The organism is Pelagicoccus enzymogenes, from assembly GCF_014803405.1.
In the GTDB taxonomy this organism is placed as follows: domain Bacteria; phylum Verrucomicrobiota; class Verrucomicrobiia; order Opitutales; family Opitutaceae; genus Pelagicoccus; species Pelagicoccus enzymogenes.
The window spans coordinates 20129-32844 of the sequence record NZ_JACYFG010000040.1; the positions used below are offsets into that span (position 1 = coordinate 20129).

General features: G+C 60.0%; 11 protein-coding genes. All 11 read left to right on the forward strand.

Annotated elements, in window-relative coordinates:
* Positions 1-80 precede the first annotated feature (80 nt).
* The 11 genes from rodA to IEN85_RS16555 all read left to right on the forward strand — a co-directional run bounded on the left by rodA (position 81) and on the right by IEN85_RS16555 (position 12696).
* On the forward strand, positions 81-1283 hold the full coding sequence (rodA, locus tag IEN85_RS16505; RefSeq protein WP_224772687.1) for a rod shape-determining protein RodA: 1203 nt from the start codon (positions 81-83) through the stop codon (positions 1281-1283).
* 120 nt (positions 1284-1403) lie between these two features.
* Positions 1404-3152: an Rne/Rng family ribonuclease gene (locus IEN85_RS16510; protein WP_191618208.1), complete on the forward strand. Its 1749-nt coding sequence runs from the start codon at positions 1404-1406 to the stop codon at positions 3150-3152.
* 358 nt (positions 3153-3510) lie between these two features.
* Positions 3511-3942, forward strand: a complete 432-nt coding sequence (locus IEN85_RS16515; protein ID WP_191618209.1) for a bacteriohemerythrin — start codon at positions 3511-3513, stop codon at positions 3940-3942.
* A gap of 164 nt (positions 3943-4106) precedes the next feature.
* The gene (locus IEN85_RS16520; RefSeq protein ID WP_191618210.1) at positions 4107-5531 is read left to right on the forward strand and encodes a PQQ-dependent sugar dehydrogenase; all 1425 of its coding nucleotides are present in this window, start codon (positions 4107-4109) and stop codon (positions 5529-5531) included.
* A 408-nt stretch (positions 5532-5939) separates the two neighbouring features.
* Complete coding sequence (locus IEN85_RS16525; RefSeq protein WP_191618211.1) at positions 5940-6479, forward strand: hypothetical protein; 540 nt, start codon at positions 5940-5942, stop codon at positions 6477-6479.
* 2 nt (positions 6480-6481) lie between these two features.
* Positions 6482-7381, forward strand: coding sequence for an RNA polymerase sigma factor SigJ (gene sigJ, locus IEN85_RS16530; protein ID WP_191618212.1), 900 nt, complete (start codon positions 6482-6484; stop codon positions 7379-7381).
* A 182-nt stretch (positions 7382-7563) separates the two neighbouring features.
* Entirely contained in the window at positions 7564-8607 is a 1044-nt protein-coding gene (locus tag IEN85_RS16535; RefSeq protein ID WP_191618213.1) for an LLM class flavin-dependent oxidoreductase, read from the forward strand.
* 65 nt (positions 8608-8672) lie between these two features.
* Positions 8673-9200, forward strand: coding sequence for an NADPH-dependent FMN reductase (locus IEN85_RS16540; protein WP_191618214.1), 528 nt, complete (start codon positions 8673-8675; stop codon positions 9198-9200).
* Positions 9201-9238: 38 nt separating this feature from the next.
* The gene (locus tag IEN85_RS16545) at positions 9239-10039 is read left to right on the forward strand and encodes a thioredoxin-like domain-containing protein (RefSeq protein ID WP_191618215.1); all 801 of its coding nucleotides are present in this window, start codon (positions 9239-9241) and stop codon (positions 10037-10039) included.
* A 25-nt stretch (positions 10040-10064) separates the two neighbouring features.
* Positions 10065-11369 carry an MFS transporter gene (locus IEN85_RS16550; protein WP_191618216.1) on the forward strand — a complete coding sequence of 435 codons (1305 nt, stop codon included), beginning with the start codon at positions 10065-10067 and terminating at the stop codon, positions 11367-11369.
* Between the two features lie 193 nt (positions 11370-11562).
* Positions 11563-12696 (forward strand): efflux RND transporter periplasmic adaptor subunit, encoded by a 1134-nt coding sequence (locus IEN85_RS16555; RefSeq protein WP_191618217.1) that lies wholly within the window; start codon positions 11563-11565, stop codon positions 12694-12696.
* The last annotated feature ends 20 nt before the right edge of the window (positions 12697-12716 follow it).

Sequence of the window (12716 nt, forward strand, 5' to 3'; positions counted from 1 at the left end):
CTCGGAGCCGCAGAGGACAGACCCGGCTACGCCAGTCCGATTCACCGCAATCTCCTCGCTACTCACCATTCCCTTCCGCCTTGCTCCCATCGTCCAACAAGCATCACCATCCACGGGTCGACCTGATCAATCCGATCTGCATGCTGTTGCTCGCCTGCATCGGCATCCTGTTCATATACAGCGCCCAGTCCGCGCGCGGCGGCAGCGAGTGGTTCAGCCAAATCGCTTGGCTCTTCATCGGCATGAGCCTCTACACGGGCGTCTCCCTGACCAACTACGCCCTCTTCATGAAGTACAGCCACTGGATCTGGCTGCTGGCAGTGGTGATGCTCGTCATGGTCAAGTGGAGCCCCCTCGGCGTTTCCCGCTACGGGGCGGAGCGTTGGCTCAACCTCGGATTCTACACCTTCCAACCCGTCGAAATCGCCAAGCTGGCGGGCATCGTCATCAGCGCCAGCATCCTCACCCGATCGGAAGTCGGCGACATCAAGGATTCCGTCCAAGTGCTTGCTAAAATGGCGCTTGCGATTTTGGTGCCGTTTCTATTGATCTTGGCTCAGCCTGACCTCGGGTCCTCCTTGGTCATCCCCATTTTCGTGTTCGCCCAACTCTACGCCTCCAACCTTTCCAAACGTTTTTTCACCACCGCCATCGTTCTCTTCGTGGCCTTGGTGGGAGCCATTTTAATCGATAACCACAACTACGTTAAATTTTTAGACGAAAACGGCATCGACCCTCAAAACGTCAATGGCCGCTACCAGGAAACCACCTGGTTCCCCCTCAAAGACTACCAACGCAACCGCATTTTAACCTTCGTAAACCCCGACAAGGCCGACCCCCGTGGCACCGGCTGGAATCGGGAACAATCCATCATTTCAGTCGCCTCGGGCGGCCTGTTTGGCAAAGGCGTCAAGCAGGGCTCCCAGGCCCAACTCGGCTACCTGCCCCGGTCGGTAGCCCATAACGACTTCATCTTCTCCGTCATCGCGGAAGAAGCCGGCTTTATTGGAAGCGCAGTCGTGATCAGCCTCTTCGGAATAATTCTAGCAAACAGCCTGCGCATCGCCGGCCAAGCAAAGGACCGCTTCGGTACCTTGCTGGTGCTCGGCGTCGTCGCCCTGTTCTCCGTACACGTCTTCGTGAACATCGCTATGACTATTGGCCTGATGCCGATCACAGGATTGCCGCTCCCCTTCTTAAGTCATGGAGGCACCTTCATGGTGAGCTGCTGCATCCTCCTGGGACTGGTTCAAAGCGTCTATCGCTATCGAAAGGATTTCTAAGTCTGCCCTAAACAGCCGACGCGCCCAACGCCTTCGAGAAATACCATCCAATCAGGAACAGAAACCGCCGCCGCTCCCCATTCAGGACGCCCCCTGCAGAAACACAGGAAACGCGCCCAAATGAGCGAAAAAGAAACACCACAAAACCAAGCATCAGACCAAGCCAACAAACTAGACGAAGAGCTTCGTAACCCACCCAAGCCCCAAACCGGCACCCGTGTCGACCAGGATAAGCTCAGAGCGGAAGCGAACCAGCGAGCCAAGAAACGGCCGCTCATGACCAAGATCATCGAGAAGTTCAAGGGCGAGAAAAAGCCCTACCGCGAACTCATCATCAACTCCGAGCCACTCGAAATCCGAGTCGGCTCCCTCGTCGACGGCATCCTCGACAAGTTCGACATCGAGCGCCGGCACTCCGCCCAGCGCATCGTCGGCGGCATCTTCAAAGGCCGCATCAAAAACCTCGACCCCGGCCTCAAAGCCGCCTTCGTCGACATCGGCATGCCCAAGAACGCCTTCCTGCACTACTGGGACATCCAGCCCCAGGAAGCCGACTCCTCCATCGAGGTCGTCCGCGTCAACTCCTCCAAGAAAAAGAAGAAACAGGCCAAGATCCCTCTCAAGGAGATCCCCAACCACTACCCCATCGGCACCGAGATCGTCATCCAGATCACCAAGGGACCGATCGGCACCAAGGGGCCTCGCTCCACTACCAACCTTTCCATTCCCGGACGCTTCATCGTACTCGTTCCCAACTCCGACCAGTGCGGCATCTCCCGTAAGATCGAGGACAACAAGGAACGGGCCCGCCTTAAGAAAATCATCCGCGACCTCACCATCCCGGAAGGCATGGGCATCATCGTGCGCACCGCCGGCGAAGGCAAAAAGGCCCGCTACTTCGTGCGCGACCTGCACATCCTGCTGCAGACCTGGGAAAAGATCCAAAAGAAAATGGACTCCGCCCGGGCCCCAGCCTGCCTCTACAAGGAGCCAGACCTCGCCGAGCGCACCGTGCGCGACTTCCTCACCGAAGACATCGACCGCGTGCTCATCGACAACGCCGAGGACCACGAGCGCATCTCCGAGACCGTCGCCCAGATCTCCAAGCGATCCACCTCCAAGATCCAGCTCTACCAGGATTCCATCCCCATCTTCGAGCGCTACAACATCGAGAAGCAGATCGAGCAAACCTTCCAGCGACAGGTTCCCCTCCCCTCCGGAGGCGCCATCGTCATCGAAGAGACCGAGGCCCTCATCGCCATCGACGTCAACACCGGCTCCCACAAGAATAAGGGCAACGAGAACGACACCATCTTCCAGGTGAACTGCGAAGCGGCCGAAGAAGTCGCCCGCCAGATTCGCCTGCGCAACATCGGCGGCCTCATCATCATCGACTTCATCGACATGAAGCAGCGCCGCCACCGCAACGCCATCCTCTCCCGCATGAGGGACGCCATGTCGCACGACAAGGCCAAGACCCACATCCTGCCCATCTCGCCGCTCGGCATCATGCAAATGACCCGCCAGCGCATGCAGGAGTCCGTCTCCTCCGGCCTCTACACCGACTGCCCCTACTGCCGCGGCAAGGGCATCGTCAAATCCGGCACCACCGTCTCCGTGGAACTGCAACGCAAGCTCTCCGGCATCATCCGCCGCGCTCGCAACCGCACTCCCGACCTCGAGAAGCCCATCAAGCTACGCATCCTGGTCAACCCGTCCATCATCGACCGCCTGCGCGAAGAGGACGCTGACCTGCTCATCAGCCTCGAGAAAGACTACAACGCCCAGCTCACCTTCCGAGCCGACCCCAACTTCCACGTCGAGAACTACCGCGTCATCGACGTCGAGACCGGCGCCGCCTACGGCTAAGTGTAGGAGCGTGCTTGCACGCGATTCCAACCCGATAAACCCTTACCCACCCCAAATCCAACAGCCCGGCCGCGAAAGCAGCCGGGCTGTTTTGCTCCCAATCTGGAGGGACGGCTTCCACGCCGTCCGCATTGCAGGCTTCCGCAAGGTGCGGGCTTCCACGCCGTCCGCATTGCAGCCCTGCCTACCACCCCAGCTACACAAAAAAAGCGCAACGTTATGTTTTATTTGCGCACCTCGCGTATCAACTCTCCCTAACGCCCCCCACAACCCCCTCTAATACTTCCTCCCAAATCCCATCCTCCCATTGCCAGCCACGCCAGGTCAGGCGAGACTTCATCCGTTCCGGAGGACGTTCATGGCTATCGAATGGAGAAAGAATTTCGCTACCAATGACCCCCATATCGACGAACAGCACCAGCAGATCTTTCGCTTCGCCAACAAGCTCGAAACGATAGCTCAGCAAGCGGACGTCGATACGAGGGAGGTCGACCATTTGCTCAGTTTCCTGGAAACCTACATCCAGAACCACTTCCGCTACGAGGAAGCCTGCATGCTCAAGCGGCGCTGTCCCGTCGCCCAAAAGAACCGCTCCGAGCACGTCGCCTTCAAGGCCTTCCTCACCCGGAACGTCGAAGCCTACCGCCATAACGGCTATTCCCAGCAATGGGCCCAACAACTCTTCGAGAAACTCGAGAACTGGCTCTCCAACCACATTTGCCGCGTCGACGTGAAACTGCGCGACCACCCGGAAAAGACCACCGCTTCCTCTTCCGCCGCCAACCGCTAGCGCCCTCCACTTAGAGGCACGCTCGAGCAGCCAAGCGTTCCCCTCTCTCCTGATACCCCTCGAGCCTCCCGCCCGCTCAACGGTTAGACAAGTTTGCATGAGTTCCCACCAGCCATTCGTCTGGCAATTGGTTGAAACCTCACAACACTCACTTGCCTACACCAATGAAGTTGAACGCCCCCTTACTCCTCCTCCCCCTCGCCACGCTCGCAGCTTCGCTTGACGCCCAAAACCGCATCGGTTCCGGCGATGTCAGCGAACTCTTCAAGACCTACTGCGCCACCTGCCACGGCGAAAACCTGCGCGGCGGACAAGGCAGTTCCCTCGTCGACGACGTCTGGGCCCACGGCAGCAGCGACGCCGACCTCGCCCGCGTCATCGCCGAAGGCATTCCCGACACGGAGATGATCCCTTGGAAGCACTCTCTCTCGGACGAGCAAATCCGCGCCCTCGTCATCTACATTCGCGAGCAAGGCCAAATCGCCGCCCGGGCCGACCTCCCCGAAGACGCCTTCAAGCCGAAGAACGGCATCTTCACTTCGGAAAAGCACTCTTTCACCCTCGAGAAAGTCGGCGAAGGCGACGGCATCCTTTGGGGAATGGAATTCCTCCCCGACAATTCACTGCTCGTCACTCAACGCGACGGAACGCTCTGGCACTTCCAAGACGGAAAACGTACCGCCATCGAGGGAATCCCAGCAGTGCGGGCCCAAGGCCAAGGCGGGCTTATGGAAGTGCGCATCCATCCAGACTACGATAAAAACGGCTGGGTCTACCTCGGCTACTCGGAGTCGCTCGATGGCGGCGAAACCGGAAACACCGCCATCGCCCGCGGCCGCATCGTCGACGGAGCCTGGACCGACCATCAGCAAATCTACTCCGCCGACCCCAAGTTCCACACCAGCCGCGGTCACCACTTCGGCACTCGTATCGTCTTCCAAGACGGCTACCTCTTCTTCGGCATCGGCGATCGCGGCCAGCAAGACCAAGCCCAAGACCTCGACCGCCCGAACGGCAAGATCCATCGCCTTCACGACGACGGACGTATACCCGCCGACAATCCCTTCGCCAACACTCCCGGCGCCTTGCCCACCATCTGGTCTTACGGACACCGCAATCCACAAGGCCTCGCCACCCACCCCGAAACCGGACAACTCTGGGAAGTCGAGCACGGCCCTCGCGGGGGCGACGAAGTCAACCTCGTACAGCCAGGCAAAAACTACGGTTGGCCGGTCATCACCTACGGAATGAACTACAACGGCAGCCCTATCACCGGCATCACCGCCAAAGAAGGCATGGAGCAACCCAAGCACTACTGGACTCCCTCCATCGCCATTTGCGGTTCAGAGTTCTATACCGGCGACAAATTCCCGGCTTGGAAAAACAACCTCTTCGTCTCCGGCATGGCCTCCCAAGAGCTGCATCGCCTCACCATCGAGGGCGATAAAGTTGTGGCCGACGAAATCGTATTCAAAGATCAAGGACGCATCCGCGACGTCTACAGCGGCCCCGACGGCTACCTCTACGTCCTGCTCACCCAGCAGTCCCCTCGCGTCGGCGCCATCTACCGCTTGGATCCAAGCTCGTAGCGCGGTGCTTCAGCCCGCGACCGCATTGCAAGATCCCGTAGGGCGCGGGCTTTATTGCCCATCCCGCAGCAGACTCAAGTTACTGCTGAAGCACGGACGACACGGAGGTCGCCCCTCCATTTTGCTCATCCTGGAGGAACCGGTTAACGTGCCGCAACGCTCGGCACTACCCGGTCCGCAGCAATGCAATTTCCCCTCAAAAAAAGGTTCATCCCCTTTTGAGTGGATCCTGATTTCACAGTGGGAAGTGCCCTTGTGGCACGATCGATCCTGCCCAATCGCGGCACAAGGCCGCTTCCCACAGTTGGACCGAATACATAGCCAGCAATTTCCACGGTCTTTGGTGCTGAACCAAAAAAACGGCCCCTCCCTGTCACATCCGCGTTCCCCATCTCGTCATCCTCAGTGATGACAACTGAAACCACACAAACCACCGATCCCAAACAGGCGGCTCTCAGCCAAATAGAAGCCTTCGAGGCCGCCTACGGCTACGACGCCACCTATATGAAAGCCATGCTCGAACACGCCCCCGAGGCACTCGAGGTTTTCAATGGCTTCGTCCCCATGGCAGGGCACCGGGAGCACGCCCCGCTCGAAGTCTACTTCGCCGCCAAGCTCACCGCTTACCGCATCGCCGATTGCGGCCCCTGCCTCCAGCTCGCAGTGCGCATGGCTCAGGAAGCCGGAGTTTCCGATGCTCTCATCAGAGCCCTCGTTTTCGATAAGGGCGAGCTATCCGAACTGCTAGCGCGAACCCGCGACTTCACCCGCGCCTGTCTCGCCAACCAGCCCGATTGCGAATCCCTCCGCACCGAGCTAAGCTGGGAACTTGGCCCCGCAGCCATGAGCGAGCTCGCCCTCGCCATCGCCGCCGCCCAAGTTTTTCCCGTGGTCAAACGAGCAACCGGCTACTATCAATCCTGCTCGCTTGTAACGCTTGAAGTTTGACCATGCCAGCCGACTCCTACGACGCCACCATCGAGGCCCATCGATCCAATTTGGAAGGCCTCGCCTACCGAATGTTGGGCAGCTGGGCCGACGCCCAAGACATCGCCCAAGAAACCTTGGTCAAATGGCACAGGCTCGCGGAGTCGGTTCGCTCCACCATTCGCGAGCCCCTCGCCTGGTTGCATACGGTAGCGAGCCGGCTCTCCCTCGACCGGCTCAAGTCCGCCCAGCGACGCCGCGAAAGCTACGTCGGCCCTTGGCTTCCCGAACCCCTGCTCACGACCGACGAAACTCCAGCCGAAGCCGCCAGTATCGACGATTCAATTACGCTCGCCCTTCTCCACGCCATGGAACGGCTCAGCCCTAGCGAACGCGCCGCCTTCATCCTGCACGACGTCTTCGACTACTCCTTCAAGGCCGTCGCCGACATCCTGCAAAAAGAACCCGCCACCTGCCGCCAGCTCGCCTCCCGAGCCCGCAAGTCCATCCGTTCCCAACGCCCCGCCAAATCCCCCGTCGACCCAAATTCCCATCAACGCCTGCTCGCCGCATTCCTGCAAGCCGCCTCCCAAGGCGACGCCCAAACCCTCGAGCAACTCCTCGCCGCCGACGCCATCCTCTACTCCGACGGCGGCGCCAAAGCCAAGGCCGTTCGCAAGCCCCTGCGCAGCCGCGAACTCATCGTCCGCCTGCATGTCGGCCTCGCCCGCAAAGCCCAAAAAAGCGGCCAACAAAACACCGTGCGCTTCACCCAGCTCAACCAGCAGCCCGCCGCCCTCGTCTACACCGACGGCTTCCTTTCCTCCGTATTCAGTATCGAAATACAAGACGGAAAGATCCAAACCCTCTACATGCAGCGCAACCCCGACAAGCTCCGCCACCTAAGTAGCGCTGTGCTTTAGCAAGCGGCCGCATTGCAGGATCCCCTTCTCCTGTAGGGCTGTCGCTCGTTCCAAACCTTGAGCCCTGACGAAAGGCGACACGCCGCGTCTGTGTAATCCTGCACCGCGGTGCGGCGCAAGCCCCTCCCGCATCGCAACAACCCGCCCCATCCATTCGTTGTAGGCCTTGACGCCTCAACGAAATGCAAATCGGAATAGACAGCTTCGTAGCCACGGACGCCGATCCCCAGACCGGCAAAACCGTGAGCCCTCGCCAACGCGTAGCGGATCTCTTGGAAGAGATCGAGCTCGCCGACCAAGTAGGACTGGACGTGTTCGGGATCGGCGAACACCACCGCGAAGAGTACCTCGACTCCGCGCCCGCCGTACTTCTATCTGCCGCCGCAGCCCGCACCCAAAACATTACGCTCACCAGCGCCGTTACCGTTCTCAGCGCCGCAGATCCCGTACGCGTCTTCCAACAGTTCGCCACTCTCGACCTCGTCTCGCAAGGCCGGGCCGAGATGGTGGTGGGACGGGGATCCTTCATCGAATCCTTTCCCCTTTTCGGTCTCGATCTCGAAGACTACGACGAGCTCTTCATCGAGAAGCTCGCCTTGCTTCTCGAACTTCGCGACAACATTTACGTCAACTGGAACGGCAAACACCGCCCCGCCCTCACCGGCCAGGGCGTATTCCCTCGTCCCCTGCAAGCCCCTCTTCCCGTTTGGCTCGGGGTAGGCGGCACCCCCCAGTCATTCGCCCGCGCCGGACGACTAGGACTGCCGCTCATGGTCGCCATCATCGGAGGCGAGCCCCATCGCTTCCGTCCGCTCATTGACCTCTACCGTCAAGCCGGCAAAGATGCCGGACACGATCCGGCAACGCTCAAGGTCGGTCTGCACTGCCTTGGCTACGCCGCTGAAACCGATAGCGAGGCCGCTGACGATTTCTTTCCTGGATACGCTCAAGCCTTCACCGCCATCGGCAAGGAGCGTGGTTGGCCTCCCGTCACTCGCTCCCAGTTCGACGCCCTCTTAGGCCCCACCGGGGCCCTGCACGTAGGCTCTCCAGAAACCGTAGTCGAAAAAGTACTACGCCAAAATCAGGAGCTCGGAGGAATCGATCGATTCAGCTTCCAAATGTCAGTCGCCTCCTTGCCGCACGCAAAACTCATGAAAGCCATCGAACTGCTCGGCACTGAAGTTGCCCCCGCCATTCGCAAGGAACTTGCTACCGCCCCTTAAGCTGTGCACTATCGAAACAGTTCCAAACCTGACACCACAGAATCCAGCAAAACGAACGAAACGTTATGAAAATCCTCTCATTCGGAGCCTCTACCAGCTCGACTTCCATCAATCGCCAATTCGCTCGCTACGCCGCAGGCTTGATCCCAAACGCAAGCATCACGGACCTCGACCTGAGCGATTATGACCTTCCCATCTACAGCTCCGACGAAGAGGAAGCCAACGGTATCCCAGCCGCCGCAAAGGCATTTCTCGCGGAAATCAAGTCGCACGACGCTCTCGTCGTTTCCCTCGCCGAACACAACGGCTCCTACAGCGCTGCCTTCAAAAATCTCTACGACTGGGCTTCCCGCGCCGAAAACAAAGTGTGGGCCGGCAAGCCCATGCTGCTGCTCTCCACCTCCCCCGGCGGACGCGGCGGCGCCACCGTGCTCGCGACCGCCAAGGAAACCTTCCCGCGTATGGGGGCCGACTTGAAGGCTAGCTTCAGCCTCGCCAGCTTCTACGACGCCTTCGACAGCGAGAAAGGGGTCACCGACTCCATGCAACTCGAGCTGCTGCGCAACGCCGCCGCTCAACTCGCAGCAAGCTGACCCCGCTTCGCCCCCCTCCATCGCCCACACTCCCTCGTATGCAAATCCCCAACTCCCTGCAACGGGCCCTCGCGCTCTCGTTGGCCATCGGCTTAACTTCCCTGCTCTCAGCCCAAAAGTACGATTTCGAAACGCTCGACGGGGAAACCATCAAAGCCGATCTCATCGGCGTCTACAACGGCATCGTGTTCTTGGAAAAAAAGCCGGGGGCAACCCAGTTCATCAACTATCACGGACTCGCGCCGGAGAGCCAGAAAGTCGCTCTGGAGTGGATCAAGACGCGAATTGCCGCCGCTGGAGATCCACCGGTCGCGGCGAAAGACAGCGACTCCAAGCTCACCCAGTTCCTCGTCAAAAGCCTAGTGACCAACAAGGACGGCAAGCTCGAAGCCTACGCTTTCGAAGACAAAGCCGAACCGGAATTCTACGCCTTCTACTACTCCGCCCACTGGTGCGGGCCCTGTCGCCGCTTCACCCCGAAACTGAGGGCCTTCTACAAAGCCATGCGCCTCTTGGGTCACGACAACTTTGAAGTCGTTTTCGTGAGCAGCGACACCAGCGAAAAGATGATGCAGCGCTACATGGAGGAAGACCAAATGCCTTGGGTTGGCGTCAAGTACTCCAAAAAGTCAAACTCGAGAGTTTCCAGATACGCCGGAAACGGCATCCCCTGCTTGGTCGTCACCGACCGCCACGGCAGGCTTCTCTACCATTCGTATCAAAACGGTGAATACATTGGACCAAGCGTTCCGCTCACCCATTTGGAAAACCTTCTTAACTATACCGCCAAGCTCGAAGCGATGAAGCCAGCAAACGAACAGCCCGAAGATCGAAGCTAGAAACGCCACCCCGCACACCGACGACATGCCAAGCAATTCCTTGGGAGAACTCTACGACCGCGTCAACGGCGAGGAAGAAACCCGCCTTTGCAAGGACATCCCCGAAGCCGCCTGCAAGCACCTGCCGCGAAACTACTTCGCTTACCTTGCCTCAAACGTCATCAGCAAATTGGCCGACGAACTGAGCAGCGCCCGGCTCGTGTTGCCTTGGCTCTTCAGCTCTCTCGGAGCGCCCATCGGCCTGGTAGGCTTCATCGTCCCCCTGCGAGAAGCAGGAGTTCTCATCCCTCAGCTCTTCGTATCCGAATACTTGAGACGCAAGGAAAAGCGAAAAGAAGCGTGGCTCGCGGGAGCAGCCTTTTCTGGGCTTTGCCTTTTGCTCATCGGAAGCATCACGCCCTTCCTCGGCAGCACCCTCGCTGGATACGTCACCCTCTTTCTTCTGCTCGCCTACAGTCTCGGCCGCGGCATCTGCTCCGTTTCCGCCAAAGACGTCATCGGGAAAACCGTATCCAAGAAACGGAGAGGCACACTCATGGGCTACAGCGCCGGACTCTCCAGCGCCCTCGTACTCTTCGTCGGTCTCTGGCTTACCTTCGCCTTGGAGGACGGCGGCGATTCGCTGCCTTTCATTCTACTCCTCGCAGCCGGACTGCTCTGGTTCCTGTCCGTCTATTGCTTTTCCCGCATCGTCGAGGAGCCAGGAGCGACCGAAGGCGCCCGCAGCCCTATCGCCGCGATTCGCGAAAACATCGGCTTGCTCACCGACGACCCGGACTTCCGCCGCTACCTTATCGTGCGGGCTCTCCTGCTAAGCGTCGCCTTGGCGCCTCCTTTCTACGCCCTCATGGCGAAAGAGGGCAACGACACTGCCAGCACCCTCGGCTGGCTCATCGTAGCGGGAGGTATCGCCGGCAGTATCGGCGGACCGATCTGGGGACGTTTCGCCGACCTCTCCAGCCGCATGACGATGTCCCTCGCTTCCCTCGCTTGCGGGATTTTCGGCATCGGCATCGCCGTCGTACAGCATTTCGGCGACAGCCGTTGGCTCGAATCCTCCATCGCCCAAGGCTTCCTCTTTTTCGTCGTCAGCGTCTTCTACGCCGGAGTGCGGCTCGGACGCAAAGCCTACCTCGTCGACATGGTGAGCGGCGACAAGTCAGGATACGTCGCCGTCGGCAACACGCTCATCGGTATCGCCCTGCTGGTGATGGGCAGCCTAGGCTTCCTCGCCCAATTCCTCGGTCCTAGCGGCACTATCGGCGTGCTCGGACTCATTTCCGTGGGAGCGTCCCTCGCCGCCTGGCGACTCCGCGAAGTCAGCGGCTGAAGCTCCCCTGTGGAAAGCGGCCTTGCCCCGCCAACGGCAAAGCTGAAGACAGGGGCCCCGCCGGCTCACTGAATCAGCCCACCCCTGCAGTCGCATCCCCCTGCCCAATCGTGCAACTGCAATGAATGAACGTTCATTTTTGGTTGACTAGAGAAAAATGAATGACCATTCACTCACAAAAAAAAACGAAGCCATGAAACCTCTATTCCAGCGAAGCGCTCCCATCCTTCTAATTTCCGCAATCCTCGTAGGCTGCAGCCAAGAGCAGGCAGCGCCCCAGGCCGGTCCGGCTCCCACCGTCACGGTGGCCGCCATCCAGACTGAGCCGGTTACCCTTCAGCGGGAGCTTCCGGGACGAGCGGTCCCCTACCTCGTGGCCGAAGTACGGCCTCAGGTGAACGGCATCGTAGCGGAGCGCCTCTTCCAGGAGGGCGGAACCGTGGAGGCGGGCCAAGCGCTCTACCAGCTGGACGACGCCATGTACCGGGCCAATACCAACATCGCCGAGGCCACCCTGCAAAACGCCCAGGCCGCCCTCGCCCTGGCCCGCACCGAAGCCAAGCGCAGCTCCGAACTGTTCGCCGCCAAAGCCATCAGCGCCCAAGAGTACGACAATTCTCAATCCAAGCTGCAACAGGCCGAAGCCCAAGCCAAGCTTGCCGCCGCCAGCTTGGAAAGCTCTCGAATCACTCTCGCCTACAGCCGCATCACCTCTCCGATCAGCGGCCAAATCGGACGTTCCGCCGTCACCAAGGGCGCCCTCGTCACCGCTAACCAGAGCGCCGCCCTCGCCACCGTCCAGCAACTCGACCCCGTCTACGTCGACTTCACCCAGTCCAGCAACGAGCTGATCCAGCTCCGCCGGGCCCTCTCCAGCGGCGACTTGCAAGCCGTCGACCTGCCCGTGCAAATCCTGCTCGAAAACGGAACTCCCTACGAGCATCCGGGAAAAATCGCCTTCTCCGAAACCACCGTGGACCCGAGCACCGGCAGCTTCACCTTGCGGGTGGAGGTTCCCAATCCCGACCACCTCATCCTCCCGGGCATGTACCTGCGAGGACGGGTAGGCGAGGGCCTGCGCCAGAACGGTATCCTCGTGCCGCAAAAGGCGGTCGCCCGTACCTTCGACGGCAGCACTTCCGTAAAAGTCGTGGCTCAGGACGGCACCGTGGAAACGCGCAAGGTCACGCTCGGCCAAGCCGTCGGCAACCGCTGGGTGGTGGAGAGCGGACTCTCTGCGGGCGACCGTGTAGTGACCGTTGGACTACAAAAGGCCATCCCCGGATCCAAGGTCCAAATCAGCGCCACAGAAAACGCCCAGCCCTAAGCAAGGCCTCGCCAAATCAT